Source organism: Porphyromonas somerae (assembly GCF_022845615.1).
GTDB classification, from domain to species: Bacteria; Bacteroidota; Bacteroidia; order Bacteroidales; family Porphyromonadaceae; genus Porphyromonas_A; species Porphyromonas_A somerae.
In genome coordinates this window covers 13457-30645 of sequence record NZ_AP025559.1, presented here as the reverse complement: position 1 = coordinate 30645, position 17189 = coordinate 13457, and the positions used below count along the sequence as shown (strand labels likewise).

Genomic DNA, 17189 nt, shown 5'->3' with positions numbered 1-17189 from the left:
CTATCGCACCTTAGCAATCAATGCATCTAGCGAAAGGGCACTTTGCTCGCCACTCTCCATATTCTTCAGAGTGATGGTCTTATTTTGCACCTCCTCCTCACCAACGAAAGCGACGTAAGGGATCTGAAGGGCATTGGCATAGCTCATCTGCTTCTTGAGCTTTGCCTCCTCGGGATAGAGCTCTACGGCGATTCCCTCCTTGCGCATCAGAGTGAGGAGAGGAAGGATATAGCGCACCTCTTTATCCCCAAAGTTGACAAACATCAGACGGGTACCCGAAGTAGCCTCCTTTGGATAAAGGTCTAGCTGATTCAGCACATCAAAAATACGGTCGGCACCAAAGGAGATCCCCACACCACTCACACCATCTAGTCCGAAGACGCCAGTGAGGTTATCGTATCGACCACCTCCCGTGATGCTACCAATCTCCACATCATTAGCCTTCACCTCAAAGATAGTACCAGTATAGTAGTCCAATCCTCTAGCGAGCGAAAGGTCAAGAACCACCTTATTATAGAGCGGTGTGAGCTGTAGCATCTCAAAGATATAGCTCAGCTCCTCTATCCCTTTCTGCCCCACCTCACTTTGGGCAAAGAGGCCACTCATCTTTTGTAGCTTCTCCTCATTAGAGCCCTCAAAGTTGAGGATAGGGTGTAGCTGGTCGCACGCCGCCTCGGTAATTCCCTTGGAGAGCAACTCCGAGCGAACCCCTTCCCAACCAATCTTATCTAGCTTATCAATGGCCACAGTGAGGTCAATGATATTCTCAATTCCTAAAGTCTCACCAATAGCCGTGAGCAACTTGCGATTATTCAGGTGGATAGTAACGGAGATATTGAGACGGTGGAAGACCGTATCAATGATACGAGTGAGCTCCACTTCATGAAGAAGGGAGTCAGAACCAATCACATCGGCATCACACTGAAAGAACTCCCTATACCTCCCCTTTTGAGGTCGATCGGCACGCCATACTGGCTGTATCTGGAAGCGACGGAAGGGGAAGGTGATCTCATTGCGGTGCTGCACCACATAGCGGGCAAAAGGCACCGTGAGGTCATAGCGTAGCCCTCGGTCGCATGCACGAGCTGCAAACTCGGCTGGGTCAATCGTAAGCAACTCTTCCCGATTAAATTCCTTTAGGCTATCCCCACTATTGAGGATACGGAAGAGCAACTTATCCCCCTCCGCGCCATACTTACCGGTAAGGGTCGAGAGATTCTCCATTGCGGGGGTCTCTATCTCCCTAAATCCATAGGTGTGGTAGACACTCTTAATGGTATCAAATATATAGTTGCGTTTCGCCATCTCCTCAGGTGAGAAGTCACGCGTCCCTTTAGGTATTGAGGGTTTTTGTGCCATAGTCTATCTCTATTTATTTTGAATATTTATTGTAAGAAAGGAGCTCCGAGAGGGGTTTACGCTTCTTGGCTCTGAGCTCCTGAACCGAGTAGCCAAGTGAGATCACTAGAGGGAGCTTCTTGCCTCTCGACACCCCTAGTACTTTGCGGAGCTTACGCTCATTGACCCACCCCATGATGCAGCTACCAAGTCCCTCCTCACGTGCCGCAAGGGTGATGTAGCTAGCCACAATTCCTATATCATACGCAGGTAAGTGCTTATTGAGGAGGAGCGAACCTGCCTTGCCAGCTGCATTGGGCGACTCCTCCACCAATACTAGGAGGACGGGTGCCGTCGCTGCAAACTTATTCATTCCTGGTACCAAAGGGGTTGTGAGTGTCGCCGCCACCTCAGCACGAGTTGTAGGGTCATCAACCACGATAAAGTGCCACGGCTGAGAGTTGGTAGCCGAGGGAGCCAAGCGGGCCACCTCCAAGATACGCTCAATCACCTCTCTAGGTACAGGGCGACTCTCATCGTACTTCCGATCACTCTGCCGAGTGGCTGCTAAATCCTGTAGGCTCATGATTGCTGAATCTCTATGATGCGGGCAAGGTATTTGCCGATGATATCAAACTCCAGATTGACCCTTTTACCCACCTCAAGAGTCTTGAAGTTGGTATGCTCGATGGTATAAGGGATGATTGCCACTTCAAAGCTATTGGGCGTAGAATTCACCACCGTGAGGCTCACCCCATTGACACAGACAGAGCCCTTCTCTACCGTCATATAGCCACGCAGAGCCATCTCCTTGGGCACACTGTACTCAATGCGGAAATAGTGGCTTCCCTCCGCCTCACGTATTTCTGTACATACTCCAGTAGTATCCACATGACCTTGTACAATATGGCCATCCAGTCGACCACCTACCGTCATGCTTCGCTCCAGATTGACCAAGTCCCCAGGCTTCAAGTCACCTAGATTGGAGCGCTGTAGCGTCTCGAGTATCGCCGTAACGGTGTAGCTACGCTCCTCCAAGTCAATGGCCACTACAGTAAGGCAGACACCATTGTGCGAGATACTCTGATCCACCTTCAGCTCCTCCACGAAAGGGGCCGTAAGGGTCAAGTGTACATTCTCCGTTCCTTCCTCTCTCACCACTCTCACTACAGTGGCTGTGCTTTCTACTATTCCTGAAAACATATCTTATTTCTCTATCAATTGATTACTTCTTTTGTCCAAAAATCAGCTGCCCAAGCCAGCTCTGTTTGGTACGAGGGGTACGCTCTAGGCTAGGCACTTTTACCTGCTCCTCTGGTAGGTGACAAGTAGTGAAAGGGGGCAGATGATTAAAATCCTTCACCACCCGATACATCTCCTCTTGCGTCCGAATAGCCTTTTCAGGATGGTCACGCTTGGGGATATTCTCCAGATCGGAAGATAGATAGGTAGCCTTCACATTGTCACTGAGGCAGAGGTCCAATACCTTCCCTAAGAACTCCTTGATCTCGGGAGCCAAAACTGGGGCACCACACTCTATCCTTCGGTAGAGGTTACGGGTCATCCAATCGGCCGAAGAGACGTAGTCGCGCTCCTCACCCCCGTGGTAAAAGTACCAGATACGGGCATGCTCTAGGTAGATATCCAGCAGACGTATCACCCGGATATTTTGACTAAAAGGCTGACCAGGGATTACCCTACAGATACCACGAACTAGGAGGTCAATCTCCACTCCCGCCTCCGACGCCTCATAGAGTTTATTAATCACCCCTTGCTCCTCTATTGAATTCATCTTGAGGACCATTCGTGCCTTTCTCCCCGCCTTCGCCTCGGCAATCTCATAGTCGATCAATTGGTAGATCTGCTCCACCATACCGTAGCTAGCCACGAGTAGATGCTCAAAGGTATGCGTGGTATCGCCCTGCTCCAAGAGGAGAAAGAGTTGCGAAAGATCGTAAGCCAATTCTTGCCGACTGGTAAAGACCAGCACATCCGAGTAGATCTTCGCTGTCTTTTCATTAAAGTTGCCCGTGCTAAAGCAGGCAATGCCACACTTCCCTGGCACCGCCTCTGGGTGAAACTCTATAAAGCAAGTCTTGGCATGCACCTTAAGCCCCGGCAGAGAGTAGAGTATCTTGACGCCGTGGCGGATCATCCGCTGAGCGGTTTGCAGATTATTCTCCTCATCAAATCTCGCCTTCAGCTCCACAAAGACCGTCACCTCCTTACCTTGTGTAGCCGCCTTTATCAGAGCATCGATTACCTCCGAATCCTCCGCCACGCGATACTGCGTTAGCTTGATTCCCCTCACCCGAGGGTCGGTAGAAGCCGCCTGCAGTGTGCTCAGAAGGTAATCAAAACTGGTATAGGGCACAAAGATCGCTTCGTCTTGCCTCAGGAGGTGATCCAACTTATTTGGGCACTGATCCCATCTGTAGTGAGGGATAGGTGCATGGTATTGCTGCTCATATTCAGGGCCAATCGGATTGGGTAGCTTCCGAAGGTCTTGTAGTTGTAGATGACGGCGACTTGGTAGCAACACCTCTGGCCCTAGCTTCAATGATTGGACCAATTGCTCCAGCACCACCGCCGGCATCATATCATCAAATTGCAGGCGCGTCACCGCACCAGTCTTACGCTTAGATATCTGCTCCTCTATATGCTCCGCCAGGTCAATACCGCCCGCCCCTTCATCAAGCTCTATATCGGCATCACGGGAGACCTTAAAGCTATAAGAGCCAAGCACGTCGTAGCCCACAAAGATCTTATCCAGACCAGCACGCACCACTTCGTCCAAAAAGGTAAAGGAGTAACGACCCTCAAAGTCGGGTAGTCGCAAGAAGCGAGGAGCCTTGGTAAAGGGTAGTTTAATCATAAAGACCCGCTTCTTGCTATCCGAATGGCGTCGCACATAGACTGCAAGGTAGATTCGCTTATCTCGTACAAAGACATTCATAAGGTTGGGACTCACCAGCACCGGCTGAAGGTACGGAAAGACCTCCTCCTCAAAATAGTGCTCTACAAAAGCACGTATCTTACCAGTAAACTCCTCCGCATGGGTAAAGACCTTCACCCCCGCCTCAAAGAGGTCTGGCACCATCACCTCCTCCCACGCTTGCCGAAATAGCTCCTCCTGCGACTTCACCTCATCGGTCAGTGCCTTAAAGCTCTCACGCTTTAGGCGTACCTCGTCTTTATCCCCCTTTTGGATAGCCCGCTTCAGTGCCATGCGATTACTCGCCACACGCACCTGGTAAAACTCCTCAAGGTTCGATGAAAATATCGAGAGAAAGCTGATCCGCTCGTAAATCGGCACACTCTTATCCAGAGACTCCAGCAGCACCCGCTTATTGAAAGCGAGCCAACTGATGTCCCTATCAAAATATCTCCTCTTCTTACCCTCCATAAGTCATCAAACCATTTAATAAATAACTACCTCCACAAATTTACTAAAACTTTAGCTATAATCTGAATGGAACTCCCGCAAAGCTCTTTTTGATCTTATTTATTATGCGTATGTTTGCAGTAAGTACAATCTTTGCACTTGAACTAATAGTATACGAAGAGCGATGCAGTCAAGACAACTTAACAGAAGACAGTATTTCTATGAACTTGCAACTACAAGCAAGAAGTATTTCATTCCTTACATTCAACAGTACAAGCAGGTGGAGAAAGGAATGAAAGTGTTGGAAATAGGTTGTGGAGACGGTGGAAATCTCCTACCTTTCTCATGCATGGGTTGCGATGTCGTGGGTGTGGACATGGCAGAGGGACGGATAAAGGACGCAAGAAAGTTTTTCCAAGAGAATGGAGCAAAAGGGCGTTTCATTGCTTCCGATGTATTCCTGTTGGAGGAACTCAAGCATCAATTCGATTTAATTATATGCCATGATGTGATAGAACATATAGACGATAAGGAGAAATTTATGCGCAAGTGTAAACAGCTGTTAAAACAGGGGGGGGGGGGGGGGGAAGATTTTCATGTCCTTTCCTGCTTGGCAGATGCCATTCGGTGGACATCAGCAGATATGCAGAAGCCGCTTCCTATCACATCTGCCATTCTTCCACCTGCTTCCAACTTCATTTTATGAGTGGATACTAAGGGCTTGGAAAGAGGATGAAGGGTGTGTCAGGGAATTGCTGAATATCAAGCAAACCAAATGTTCAATAGAATTATTTGAGAGCACGATGAGAAAGGAAGGTTTTGAAGCCATTGACAGAACATTCTATTTCATCAATCCTCATTATGAGGTGAAATTCCAACTGCGTCCTCGAAAATTATATGCCGTAATTGGAGCAATTCCATATATCCGCAATTTCTTTACAACGTCGTGTTTCTATTTTTTAAGGTCGGCAGGAGAGTAGTCTTTCTTATGCTCAATGTCAACTTCTTTTTTCTTGATTGGGAAGAATCAATAATAGAGGAGAAAGTTGTTCGGAGATATCCTCTATCTTTGCCATAGATAAAGAGTCTTTGCAAGCAAAAAAAGCAGAGCATAGCAAATGGAATGGGGGGCTATTTAAGAAAATAGAGAGCTTATTAAGCGAACTTGAAGAACACCCAACCACAGGAACAGGGAAGCCCGAGCAATTGAAAGGGGTAGAAGGCATTTGGTCTCGTAGAATTGATAAGAAAAATAGGCTGCTCTACACCATCAAAGAGGATAAGATCCTTGTACTTGTATTATCAGCTATGGGGCACTACTACGACAAGTAACCCTCAAGGCTTACGCATTAGAAGTTCTGACCGTATGGTTTTTAGCGGGGTGTCTATGAATAAGGACCTCCGCAGGAGGTTCGATTTGTCGTAGCCCCCATTCGAGGCTCGTAGAGCCGATGAATGGGGGTAAATAAGGCGACCAAAACCATCGACCCCTTGTGGGTCGGACAACCTATTCTAGGATTAATTTTGATGTCCTAGCTCCTATTGTCCGACCCGCAAGGGGTCAATATTGCGTGTGGCTTACATTTATTCCCCCGGTCGTTCGGGCTATGCCCTCCGACACGGGGGCTACGACAAATCGGACCTCTCCGAGGTCCTTCAATCGTTACTGCTCCTTAGGCCGACGGTCGGCTTCGGTCTCGGGGAGGATCAGGTTGAGGAGCACCGCGATGATCGCTGATAGGCCAATACCACCGAGTGTAAAGCGGCCCATACTCAGCACCGCCCCGCCAATACCAGTCGTGAGAGTCACAGAGATGATCACAATATTCCTAGGACTAGAGAGATTCACACGGCTATTGAGGAGGTTATTGATCCCCGCACCAGCGATAGTACCAAAGAGCAGTAGCATAATCCCGCCCAAGATCGCCGAATCAATACTCTTCAGGAAAGCACTCACCTTGCCAATCATAGAGAAAACAATCGCCGTAACAGCCGAAATCCTCAGCACCCGAGGGGCCGTCACCTTTGTCAGCGACATCGCACCTGTCACCTCCGAATAGGTAGTCACAGGAGGGGCACCAAGAAACGAAGCGACCAAGCAGGCCAAGCCATCACCCAGCATTGTGCGGTGCAGCCCAGGATCCTTCACGAAGTTTTTACCCGTCACGCTATTCACCACATAGATATCCCCAATGTGCTCAATCACAGGAGCAATCGCCACTGGGATCATATAGATAATCGGTGCCCAGCTAAACTTTTCGGGAAAGGTCAGCTGTGGAAGCGAAAACCAGCTAGCCGCCTGAATACCACTAAAGTCAATATCAAAAAAGATCAGGTCCACCAAATACCCCACAATGATCCCACAAAAGATCGGGATCAACTTAATCAGCCCTCGCCCATAAAGCGTCACCACAATGGCCGTCGCCAATGAAATCGCCGCCAAAGGCCAATTCCCCTCCGCCATCTTCACCGCCGAACTAGAGAGCGAAAGCCCAATCAGCATAATCACAGGACCAATCACCACCTCAGGAAAGAGACGATTGATAAACTTAGTACCAAAAAGCTTGATGAGTGCCGACATCACAAAGTAGACAAAGGCAACGCCCGCAATTCCCAAAAGGGCCCCGCTTAATCCATAGAGCTCCGTAGCACTCACAATCGGAGCGATGAAAGCAAAGCTACTACCGAGGAAGATAGGCACCTTACCTTTCGTTACCAAGTGAAAAATAAGCGTGCCAATACCTGCCGAAAAGAGGGCAGCCGAAGGGTCAAGCCCCACCAGTAGCGGCACCAAGACAGTGGCTCCAAAGGCAACAAAAAGATACTGCACACCCACCACTACCTGGCGTGTGGGACTGAGTTGGTCAATAGGCGAAGTAGACATAGCTCGCGAGACATTTGAAAGGTTAATACCAATTAAAACTCTACAAATCTACCTAATCACCGCCATTGTACCAACTCTCCAACCCTCTATTTTTCCAAAGGTGACGCATTAGAAGAATCTTGTGAGTGGTATTTATCGGAGCACTATGGGGTAAGGACCTCGGCAGAGGTCCGTGCTAAATAGGCACAGGTCAAGGCACGCAGTGCCGAAGACCTGTGTATAACGATGTAAAAAAAACCTTGCGACCCCGGCCGAGGGGTCGGACAACCTTATCTCTAGGTCTGACCCCTCAGCCGGGGTCAAGGAGGTGGTGAATATGCACTTACACACAGGTCGTTCGGGGCTAACGCCCCTCCGACCTGTGCCTATTTAAGAGGGACCTCTCCGAGGTCCTTTTCTTGTACCTTCCTCGTCCGACTTGTCCGATAAGGCAACTTACCCCCTCCCGTAGCAGACCAAAAACTGAGTTGCAACTAAGCGATCGACGAGTTGCAACTAAGCAAATGGCGAGTTGCAACAAAGCAAATGCTTAGTTGCATCTCAGTTTTTGCTTAGATCGGGGCACCCCAAAAAAGAATCCGCCAGGGTGCACCTCCACCCGCCACCAGTCTATCGAGCGTCCGACCTGTCCGATAAGGCACCCCCCACAAATGGCGGTCATCTACGCGAAAATGGTTGTCCTTTGGTAACGACTCAAACCAATACTCAATTATGAACAAGATACGCAACTACCTACGAGAGATCACTAAGCGCCTACAAGCAGGTGGGCTGACCGAGATGAGCTACCACACCGACTTCCAGGTGCTCCTCCGCCAACTCCTCCCCAAGGAGATCGCCATCACCGAGGAGGCACAAGGCACCAACAACATCGGTCGACCCGACTTCACCTTTACCTGCGCCGGACGCCCCATCGGTTATATTGAGACCAAAGACATTGGTGATCGTGACCTCGAAGGGTATCAGCTCAAAGGGGGAAATAAGGAGCAATTTGACCGCTATAAGAGCTCGCTACAAAATATCATCTTCACCGACTACCTCCGCTTCCTCTACTACCGCGATGGCGAACTGTAGGGTGATTGATTATATTGTCATATAGCAATAATTCAATATATATTCGTATATTTGCTACCGAATATATAATGATTGTATATTTGTTTAACAATTAGATTTAGATTTTATCATGAAGACAATTAAACTAATGGTAGCCACCGCAGTGATGGCTCTATGCTCTGTAAGCGCTTTTGCTCAGACTGAGGCAGGTAAGATGATGGTAGGTGCTGGTTCCTCTCTATCTCTATTCTCTGGCAAGCCTTCAATGACGGTTGATGGTAATAAGCAAACTGATACTAAAGCTACTACCAACCTTAAGCTTGCTTTCGACGCACGCTATTTCGTGATCGACAACCTTGCAGTAGGTGCTGAACTAGGCTACGACTTTTCTGGTCGTGATGGCAACAGTGAGGGTACCTTTATTATCGCTCCTGCAGTAAGCTATTTCTTCTTACCAAATAGCAACATCCGTCCATTCCTTAGCGCTCAGGTAGGGTATGCACATCTTTCATCAACAAGCAAGGGCCTTATGTCTGACAGTAAGACAACTACTTCAGCTGGTGGTCTATACTATGGTGTAGGTGGTGGTGTAGCCTACTTCGTGAATCCTAACGTAGGTCTTACACTTGGCCTAGGATACAGCAGCAGCTCATTCAGCAAGGACAAGGTAACTACCACTCTGGCTGGTGTAGCTAGCACCCTTGGTCTAACCTTTGTATTCTAAGAGTAGCGCCAAGCTATATTAATAAAGGGCGAGCAACCAATTGGTTGCTCGCCCTCTTTTTGTGACTACCCATAGAAGTGCCTCATCGAGAAAGGGCCCCTTATCGGACAAGTCGGACAAGTCAGACAGGTCGGACGGCTAATAAGCTACTGGTAGAAAGCGGGTGTCCGACTTGTCTGACCTGTCCGACCTGTCCGATAAGGTACCCCCACTCCCCTTTTTAGTTGGCATCAATAAGATATCCCCGCTGACCCGATGGATCAGCGGGGATATTCTATATTATATTGAGGGGAGATTAGATGCCGAGCTTCTTGCGGATAGCAGAAGGAATGGCGTCTTTGTGCACCACAATATTGATGGTCTTACCAGCTACAAAGTTCTCGGATACATACCATAGACCTTTGTAACGGCCAGCTTCGCCCCAAGAGTTCTTGACCATGTAAAACTTCTTACCAGTCTGGTCCTTAGCGATACCATAGATCACCATACCGTGGTCATCGGTTGTTTCTTGAGCATCGAAGCCTGCTTGGCGCCACTCTTGAGTCACCTTGATCTCTGGAGCACCAGGAGTGCGCACCAGTTCATTGATCATACTGCGCTTCTCACTTGGAGTAGCACCGATCCAGCGAGCTTGGTCGGAGCCGGTAGACTCTGCTGCGTCGGCATCGATCAGAATTCCTAGTCCATCTCTATTAAAGCCTACTTCGCTTACGTCGCTACCCCATGCGATACCATATCCGTTATTGATCGCATTATCGAAGACTTGCATAAACTCATCGAGAGGGAGGTTGTAAGATAGAGAGTGTCTCCAATTATCGGCAATCTCGAGTACAAACTTAGAGTAGAATGGGTGATGAGTAAAGCTGGTGAGCGATACATAGTCGTCCATATTGAGTCCTAGGTACTTCACGAAGCTCTCGGGGGTAAAGCTCTTACCCTCATAGGTAAAGCTCTCGGGAAGCTCCCCTAGATAAGCGTCGATGATCCCGCCAAAAGCGTTCTTCCAAGCTGGTGTGAGGCCTGAGCGCTCTGAATTCTTGAGGATAGCTTTGATAAATCCATCTGCAGCAGCGTGTATCTCATTGTGATTGTGGCGCTTTGAGCCATAGTTGAGACCTTCCATCTCGCTCATTGGCACGATACCGTAGTGCTTTACAGAGTAAAGGACGTCATAGAAAGAGCCACCAGGGCCAAAGTTGGTCTCCCCTTGGTAGCGGATGTAATTATCGGCCTTATCGCGATAAGAGTGAGATACCACATGCATAGGTGAGAGCACTACGCTCTTGCCACTGATACGCAATGCCTCCATCTCTAGGAACCCTAGTCCGCTAAAAGACCAGCATGTGCTTGAATTGGCTTGGTTTTGGATAGGTGTGATAGGTAGCTCCTTTACTACCGTAAACTTGTACTCCTCCTTAGCAGCCTCTTGTGCCATCGCTGGCATAGTCAGTCCGAGGAGCAGGGTTAGTGAAATTAGTACCTTAGGTAATTTTCTCATGTTGTTGTTTGATTTAGTTATTTAGTGATTATTACTCTTTAGTTATCTAGGTCGAAGCTGCAGGTCTTGTGCCATCTGCTGCAGCCAAGGATTGTCTTTGGAGACAAATGCCCACCGCTCATTGGGGGTCTGTGGTAGTAGCTCCTGTAGCTTTACATCTACCTCAATGGCGATGCCAACTTTGTCATTTTTCAATTCATCGTGGAGCACATCTAGCACTGGCCCTAGCACGCGCACCACTTGCATCTTGATGGTATTGCTCTGTACCACTAGCTGGATATTGTGGTCGGGTGACTTTGTGGGGGTAATCCGCTGCAATACACCCTTGGCAAAGGGGGCGTTCTTGACCATTGCCACTGCCTTTCGCCACGCCTTCTGTAGCTGCTCTTCGGTGTACTCCTCGTTACGGTTTTGGCTTACCGGCCCAGTATTGGTCTCCTCCCTCTGCACGGTTGGCTTACCTGTTTTTAGGGAAAAGCCATAAAGCTCTTGCCCGCCATTACCTTGAGTGCGCCGAGTGGGCTGTGGATTAATGGTTTGAGCCTTGGTGTAGACTTGTGTCGGCTGGCTCACCTGGGTAGGTGCCTGAGCTGGCTGATGTGCTGGCTGATGGACCTGCTGTGTGGAGGCCTGCGGGGGTGTTGATGTGGTGGCGGAGGGGGTAGCTGTCGGGGCAGCAACTGGGGCGGGGGCTACGGGCGTTGCCAATGGACTGGAGCTCGATAGCTCACACATCCTTAGTACTGCCACCTCTAGTGCCAGACGTTTATCGGGCGTCCCTTTGTACTCAGCACCAAAGGAGCTACTAATCTTGAGATAATTCCACAGCATGCTAGCTGGGGTATAGGCCCCAGCTTTGGACATACGCTCTTGGATAGATTGGGGGGCTTCGATCAGCTGAATCGTCTCGGCCGATTGGGCCATCAATACGTTGCGCAAGAAACCCGAGAAGCCTCGCATCACGATATCGCCCTCGTACCCACTCTCTAGGAGGTCATTGATGAGCGAAAGGGCTTTGGGGTGCTGCCCCTCCACCACATAGGCGAGTAGCCTAAAGTACTCATCTTCATTGAGGAGATTAAGATTTTTCCTCACCCCCTCTACGGTCACCTGTCCGCCACCAAAGCCGGCTATCTGATCGAACATACTGAGGGCATCGCGCATTCCTCCATCGGCAGCGATGCCGATCATCTGCAGTGCCTCGGGCTCAACGGTGATCCCCTCTTGGGAAGCGATGTGGGCTAGGTGCTCTGCAATGTCGTGGCTAGTTATTCGGCTAAAGTCGTGTACTTGGCAGCGAGAGATGATGGTGGGTAGCACCTTGTGCTTCTCGGTCGTTGCCAAAATAAATATGGCGTGTGCGGGGGGCTCCTCTAGCGTCTTTAGGAAGGCATTGAAAGCACTACTCGAGAGCATGTGCACCTCATCAATGATATAGACCCGATACTTGCCCGAAGTGGGGGCGATATAGACCTGCTCTATCAGCTGGCGGATATCATTAACTGAGTTATTGGAGGCGGCATCGAGCTCCATAATATTATAGGAGCGCTGCTCATTGGCGGCAATACAGCTCTCGCACTGGTTGCACGCCTCTCCCTCGGGGGTACGGTTTTGGCAATTGATGGTCTTCGCAAATATTCTAGCACAAGAGGTCTTGCCCACCCCCCGCGGCCCACAGAATAGGTAGGCGTGAGATAGCTTATTCTGAAGAATAGCATTCTTCAAAGTGGTGGTCAAGGCCTTCTGCCCTACGACACTCTCGAAGGTGCTCGGACGATATTTACGTGCCGATACTACAAAGTCTCCCATCTTAGCTCCTTCTCTTATAGCGACGAAGCGTCGAAATTGATCGGTAGGAGTTGCCTACAATCTGCGACTATCTGTACTGAGTCGGGTCCGGCTAGGTAGACAGGGAAAGGCGACTTATAGCGGTCGGCGGTCTCCAATATCACCTGTCGGCAACCACCACAGGGGGCTGCTACGGCTACATAGAGATTGTCATCCCGCATCGCGGTCACTGCCAAGGCGACCACTGGATCATCGGGGTACTGAGCCCCAGCGTAGAATAGTGCCGTCCGCTCGGCACACAGTCCCGAGGGATAGGCAGCATTTTCTTGGTTGGACCCAGTGACGATGCGGCCACTCTTTAGGCGAAGAGCAGCACCTACTCTAAACTTTGAGTAAGGGGCATAGGCATCGCGGGCAATGCTCCTTGCCGCCTCCACCAACTCTAGTTCTTCACTCTGTAACTCTTTAAAGGACTTCTCCTCTATCGGTATAATTATTTCGCTTCGCTTCATATCTACAAATATTCTAATGGCTAAAGATACCATTTTTTAGGCAGAAGTAAGGGCTATTCCTCTCACTTTTTACACTTTCCCCGAAAATCCCAGCAACTTGCCTCATCTCCAATTCCATAAGAAACGCTGCAATTCGTCTCAATGCAACGGTTTCATTGATGCAACTATCTCATAGTTTCGATGCAATGCAACTCTAAGGGTCCTATACCAACTCAGATGAGACCTCTGCCGAGGTTCATACAAAAATCTCCGATGATTGCCACATGGTAAGTCCTTTCTAATCAGGGGTTACACATTAGAATGATATTGCCGTATGGCATTCATTGGAGGTCAATAAGGGAGGACCTCGGCAGAGGTCCCTCTTAAATAGGCACAGGTCGGGAGGGGCAGAGCCCCGAACGACCTGTGTACAAGAGCACATCCACCACCTCCTTGACCCCGGCTGAGGGGTCAGACCTAGAGATAGGGTGGTCCGACCCCTCGACCGGGGTCGCAAGGGTATTTTACACCTATCTATACACAGGTCTTCGGCACTGCGTGCCTTGACCTGTGCCTATTTAGCACGGACCTCTGCCGAGGTCCTTACTCATAGACACCCCCTAAAAATCATACGATAAGACCAGCCTAATGCGTAACCCCTAAAAAAAGGGTGCTGTGGGGTATTTAGTTTGGAGAAAAATAAGTAATATTGTGGGACGTTTTAGAAAATAACCTACGACCTAATGAGCATATTACTTTTTTTATAATTACATACTATTATTGCACTAAACAGATGAAGTCTTTTTCAAACTATGAATTGCTGAAGTGGCAACGGCTCCTTCATTCACATTACAAGAGGCTATCGACATGGGCTTTTGTGGCATGCCTATGCAGTCTCCTAGTAATGCCTAGCTGTACTAGCGAAGGGTACATGGATGAGTTGGCGACCATTGAGCTTTCGGAAAGTGGTATTCTCTCCTTTGAGAACCACTCTTCTTCCCACGACGTACAGGTGCAGAGCACCTCAGGAGCATGGCAATGCTACACACTTAACCCTTGGATTACTGCTAAGAATAGAGATGGGGTCTTAGAGATCTCAGTGAAGGACAACCTCCAGCCAAAGGAGCGCCGTGGCAGTGTGGTGGTCAAATCTGGCAAGAGCCAAAAGCAATTAACCATTATTCAAGCAAAAGCCACTCCCAAGGTGGAGACTTCTCCTGAAGAACTGAATGTAGATCAGTTTGGTGGGCTCTTCTCCATAGATGTGATCACTAATAATGATGATTGGAAGGCCCAAAGCCAAGAGGATTGGATTGAGGTGACAGCACTCCCCTCTGCATATAAAATGGAGGTTAAAGTACAACCTACCAGAAGCCGAGAGCCTAGGGTGGGTAAGATACTGATCAGTATGGGTGCCGACGAAACCGTGGCACACGAGGTCTCTGTGGTACAGAGTGGTATCAGCTACTTTCTCCTACCTTATATGAACTTTGAGTCGGCTACCCGACAAGATATTCAAGCGTTCGAAGAGAAGCGAGGTGGAACCATTGAGTTTACCCATGAGCGTTTCTTTGACTTCACCACCACGAGTGTCGCTTTCCCACGTGTGAGCTACACCATCTACGAGGGTGGTGCTTACCTCTATGCTCAGCTGGATGCCTCTTCTACCCGTATCCTTACAGGTCCTTCAGAGCGTCAGCAATTGGTGGAGTTCCTCAATCAATCTGGCTTTACAGTAGAGCTGGGTGAGAATCATTTCCGGCATGCCGAGATGAGCAACCTAGAGGTGGAGATCAAGCCTTACTACAAGAATACTCCTCACCTCCTCTTTACTTATACCCCTAAGCAATCCAAGGCGTATCCAACCTTCGATGAGCTACCTCTTGGATTTACTCGTTTTGACCTTGGGGTGGAAGGCGTAAAGGCCTATGAGGCAGCCCATGGCGGTGAGATGATCTATCCCTATAGCGATGATGAGATTGAGTCTGTAGATGAGATGGAGTTTGAGTGTGAGCCTGGTAAATATGGAGCCGATGGCCGACTTTACTTCCTTAACAAAGACAAAGATGGCAATATCACCATTGAGCGTACGCGTCAATTCTTTACACAGACCGAACGAGCTTGCTGGAATTATAAGGGCTACAATAACCTCCTCACCGAGGAGTTTAAGGCGCTAGCCAAGCGAGAGGGCTTTGAATTTGTAGAGTACAATATTTTGGAGCAAGTCTATGTCTTTATCTCCAAGGAGCGTAACCTCACCATGGCGGTACAGTGGTTTAAGTTCTTTGGCGATCCAAAGCCTGTGCTAGTGGTTCAGGTCAATCCTGGTACTAGACTTGTATCTCACTCATTGAGTGTTGAGAGTAACCAACAAAAAAGTAGAAAGAATAGATAAATCATACATATTACCATACTCATATTATGAATACAGTAAACAACTTTATAAAGTCCTCTCTCCTATCGCTCCTCGTAGCCATGGTCGCTTTGGGGGCTTGTACACCACAAGCTGCGGTGGATGAACCCTCAGTGATTGAGGTAGCGAGTGACGTTATCCAATTGCCTAAGGAGGCAGGTGAGAAGATTATAGATGTGAAGAGCAGTGAGGAGCAAGTAGTGGCTGTCTCCAACCGGGATTGGGTCACTGCTATCCCTCAGGAAGGCTCTATCAAACTTGTTTATGATGCCAATAGTCAGATCACAAGCCGCAAGGCAATGGTGATGATCCAAGCTGGAGACGCTGTGCATCAGTTGACAGTGACTCAAGAGGGTAGCCCTATCTTCGTACAGACTGCTCCTGAGAATATTATCCTAGAGCCTTGGGAGTATGAGAGCGAAGTGAGTGTACGCCTCAATGGTGAAAAGTGGAGTGTCACAAGTAGTGAAGAGTGGCTCAAGGTGACCGCCTTCCCATGGAAAAACCAGATCAAGCTCTCTGTAACTAATAATAAGGATGCTGAGACCAATGCTAGTAAAGAGCGTACAGCAGAACTCCTTTTCCAAGTAGAGGGCGTAGCCACTACAGCTACTATCACGGTAACTCAAAAGGAGTGGCCTCTATTTATGCTACCATTTATCGACTTCGAATTTGGCACCAAGAGTATCGTCACTGCTTTTGAGCTAGAGCGTAAGAGTATGGTGGCAGCAATTACTGGCTCTAAGTTTATCGACTTCAATACCATTAGCCCACTTATCTCTCGTATGAGCTACACCTTCTCCACCCGTGGTATCCTAGAGTATGCCCAGATGGACGTTGCTGAGCCTTATCGCACTTTCAATAAAGAAGGTGATGAAGTGATGAGCGATGAGGCTTATGATATCATTATCAAGGGACTTACCGATGCAGGATTTTCTGAGAAGCGTGGCGATAATGAGCTTTATCACCCTGAAAAGCGCGTGTTGGCAGAGGTGAAGCGTAACTATGCTTTCAATCCTCACGTGCTTTACTCCTATATCCCTAAGCAAAAGGAGAAGTATCCTACCTTCGCCAAGTTCCCATACCCTGAGGTGCCATTTGGCTCTGACTATGCCAAAGTGGAGGATTATGAGGCGAAGAATGGTGGTGTTTACGATGCCTCTACCTCTCAATATGATACTGAAAATAGTCTCGCCTTTATCGCCTATAAGGTGCCAAAGAGCAAGGAGATAAAGTATCGTAACTACTACTTTACGTATAAAGATGAGAAGCCAGGCGAATTTATAGGTATGATGCAGGAGTGGTACGACTTCAACCTCGTATATTACGAGAATAATGGTCACTTCTATATCACTGAGGAATTCTCTGCTCTGATGGAGCAGGAGGGCTTCAAGTACAAGGGCAAGACAGACGACCAAAACCAATTTGATGTCTTCATCAATGATACCAAGGGCTTGCAACTGAGAGTGAAGTTTGCTCACTTTGAAGGTGCTGAGGATCCATCCCTTGTACTCTTTATGCTCCCATACCACGCTGGAAAGAATAGCCAAAAGCTATCTTTACCTGTGATTAAGCAGGGTGTCTCCGTTGGCAAGAATTACGTGGGTAGATAACTTCT

Annotated in this window: 13 protein-coding genes and 1 pseudogene; 6 read left to right on the top strand and 8 right to left on the bottom strand. The window is 48.7% G+C overall.

What is annotated here, in order from left to right:
* The 4 genes from hisS to ppk1 are packed head-to-tail and all read right to left on the bottom strand — an operon-like array spanning nucleotide 1 to nucleotide 4744.
* Entirely contained in the window at nucleotides 1-1359 is a 1359-nt protein-coding gene (hisS, locus tag MWL85_RS00105; RefSeq protein ID WP_244400815.1) for a histidine--tRNA ligase, read from the bottom strand.
* Nucleotides 1360-1372: 13 nt separating this feature from the next.
* Nucleotides 1373-1924: a nitroreductase family protein gene (locus tag MWL85_RS00100; RefSeq protein WP_244400814.1), complete on the bottom strand. Its 552-nt coding sequence runs from the start codon at nucleotides 1922-1924 to the stop codon at nucleotides 1373-1375.
* The gene (locus MWL85_RS00095; protein WP_021902878.1) at nucleotides 1921-2541 is read right to left on the bottom strand and encodes a riboflavin synthase; all 621 of its coding nucleotides are present in this window, start codon (nucleotides 2539-2541) and stop codon (nucleotides 1921-1923) included. Before MWL85_RS00095 ends, MWL85_RS00100 begins: the two co-directional genes overlap by 4 nt.
* Before the next feature lie 22 nt (nucleotides 2542-2563).
* Nucleotides 2564-4744 (bottom strand): polyphosphate kinase 1, encoded by a 2181-nt coding sequence (ppk1, locus tag MWL85_RS00090; protein WP_244400812.1) that lies wholly within the window; start codon nucleotides 4742-4744, stop codon nucleotides 2564-2566.
* 163 nt (nucleotides 4745-4907) lie between these two features.
* Here ppk1 and MWL85_RS00085 point away from each other — a divergent pair.
* Both MWL85_RS00085 and MWL85_RS00080 read left to right on the top strand, forming a co-directional pair.
* Nucleotides 4908-5703 (top strand): annotated as a pseudogene (locus MWL85_RS00085) (class I SAM-dependent methyltransferase).
* A gap of 109 nt (nucleotides 5704-5812) precedes the next feature.
* Nucleotides 5813-6055, top strand: a complete 243-nt coding sequence (locus tag MWL85_RS00080; RefSeq protein WP_244400811.1) for a Txe/YoeB family addiction module toxin — start codon at nucleotides 5813-5815, stop codon at nucleotides 6053-6055.
* Between the two features lie 331 nt (nucleotides 6056-6386).
* Here MWL85_RS00080 and MWL85_RS00075 read toward each other — a convergent pair whose 3' ends face one another.
* Nucleotides 6387-7607: a uracil-xanthine permease family protein gene (locus MWL85_RS00075; protein WP_244400810.1), complete on the bottom strand. Its 1221-nt coding sequence runs from the start codon at nucleotides 7605-7607 to the stop codon at nucleotides 6387-6389.
* Between the two features lie 711 nt (nucleotides 7608-8318).
* Here MWL85_RS00075 and MWL85_RS00070 point away from each other — a divergent pair.
* Together MWL85_RS00070 and MWL85_RS00065 are read left to right on the top strand one after the other, a co-directional pair.
* The gene (locus MWL85_RS00070; protein WP_244400809.1) at nucleotides 8319-8678 is read left to right on the top strand and encodes a hypothetical protein; all 360 of its coding nucleotides are present in this window, start codon (nucleotides 8319-8321) and stop codon (nucleotides 8676-8678) included.
* Nucleotides 8679-8787: 109 nt separating this feature from the next.
* Nucleotides 8788-9381 (top strand): outer membrane beta-barrel protein, encoded by a 594-nt coding sequence (locus MWL85_RS00065; RefSeq protein WP_244400808.1) that lies wholly within the window; start codon nucleotides 8788-8790, stop codon nucleotides 9379-9381.
* A gap of 295 nt (nucleotides 9382-9676) precedes the next feature.
* Here the strand turns inward: MWL85_RS00065 and MWL85_RS00060 are convergent, their stop codons facing one another.
* Genes MWL85_RS00060 through cdd form a run of 3 tightly spaced genes read right to left on the bottom strand, consistent with a single transcriptional unit; the run spans nucleotide 9677 to nucleotide 13179 of the window.
* Nucleotides 9677-10879 carry a C1 family peptidase gene (locus tag MWL85_RS00060; RefSeq protein ID WP_394802103.1) on the bottom strand — a complete coding sequence of 401 codons (1203 nt, stop codon included), beginning with the start codon at nucleotides 10877-10879 and terminating at the stop codon, nucleotides 9677-9679.
* A 42-nt stretch (nucleotides 10880-10921) separates the two neighbouring features.
* Nucleotides 10922-12688 (bottom strand): DNA polymerase III subunit gamma/tau, encoded by a 1767-nt coding sequence (dnaX, locus tag MWL85_RS00055; RefSeq protein ID WP_244400807.1) that lies wholly within the window; start codon nucleotides 12686-12688, stop codon nucleotides 10922-10924.
* 14 nt (nucleotides 12689-12702) lie between these two features.
* Nucleotides 12703-13179 carry a cytidine deaminase gene (cdd, locus tag MWL85_RS00050; protein ID WP_018029278.1) on the bottom strand — a complete coding sequence of 159 codons (477 nt, stop codon included), beginning with the start codon at nucleotides 13177-13179 and terminating at the stop codon, nucleotides 12703-12705.
* 772 nt (nucleotides 13180-13951) lie between these two features.
* Here cdd and MWL85_RS00045 point away from each other — a divergent pair.
* Both MWL85_RS00045 and MWL85_RS00040 read left to right on the top strand, forming a co-directional pair.
* Nucleotides 13952-15553, top strand: a complete 1602-nt coding sequence (locus MWL85_RS00045; RefSeq protein WP_244400806.1) for a BACON domain-containing protein — start codon at nucleotides 13952-13954, stop codon at nucleotides 15551-15553.
* A 26-nt stretch (nucleotides 15554-15579) separates the two neighbouring features.
* Complete coding sequence (locus tag MWL85_RS00040; RefSeq protein WP_244400805.1) at nucleotides 15580-17184, top strand: BACON domain-containing protein; 1605 nt, start codon at nucleotides 15580-15582, stop codon at nucleotides 17182-17184.
* Nucleotides 17185-17189 lie beyond the last annotated feature (5 nt).

What these genes read in the sequence shown, in the direction of transcription:
- dnaX (WP_244400807.1), bottom strand. Translation starts at nt 12,688, where the DNA reads ATGGGAGACTTTGTAGTATCGGCACGTAAATATCGTCCGAGCACCTTC.
- MWL85_RS00070 (WP_244400809.1), top strand. Translation starts at nt 8,319, where the DNA reads ATGAACAAGATACGCAACTACCTACGAGAGATCACTAAGCGCCTACAA.
- MWL85_RS00040 (WP_244400805.1), top strand. Translation starts at nt 15,580, where the DNA reads ATGAATACAGTAAACAACTTTATAAAGTCCTCTCTCCTATCGCTCCTC.
- cdd (WP_018029278.1), bottom strand. Translation starts at nt 13,179, where the DNA reads ATGAAGCGAAGCGAAATAATTATACCGATAGAGGAGAAGTCCTTTAAA.
- MWL85_RS00045 (WP_244400806.1), top strand. Translation starts at nt 13,952, where the DNA reads ATGAAGTCTTTTTCAAACTATGAATTGCTGAAGTGGCAACGGCTCCTT.
- hisS (WP_244400815.1), bottom strand. Translation starts at nt 1,359, where the DNA reads ATGGCACAAAAACCCTCAATACCTAAAGGGACGCGTGACTTCTCACCT.
- MWL85_RS00095 (WP_021902878.1), bottom strand. Translation starts at nt 2,541, where the DNA reads ATGTTTTCAGGAATAGTAGAAAGCACAGCCACTGTAGTGAGAGTGGTG.
- MWL85_RS00075 (WP_244400810.1), bottom strand. Translation starts at nt 7,607, where the DNA reads ATGTCTACTTCGCCTATTGACCAACTCAGTCCCACACGCCAGGTAGTG.
- MWL85_RS00065 (WP_244400808.1), top strand. Translation starts at nt 8,788, where the DNA reads ATGAAGACAATTAAACTAATGGTAGCCACCGCAGTGATGGCTCTATGC.
- MWL85_RS00100 (WP_244400814.1), bottom strand. Translation starts at nt 1,924, where the DNA reads ATGAGCCTACAGGATTTAGCAGCCACTCGGCAGAGTGATCGGAAGTAC.
- MWL85_RS00060 (WP_394802103.1), bottom strand. Translation starts at nt 10,879, where the DNA reads ATGAGAAAATTACCTAAGGTACTAATTTCACTAACCCTGCTCCTCGGA.
- ppk1 (WP_244400812.1), bottom strand. Translation starts at nt 4,744, where the DNA reads ATGGAGGGTAAGAAGAGGAGATATTTTGATAGGGACATCAGTTGGCTC.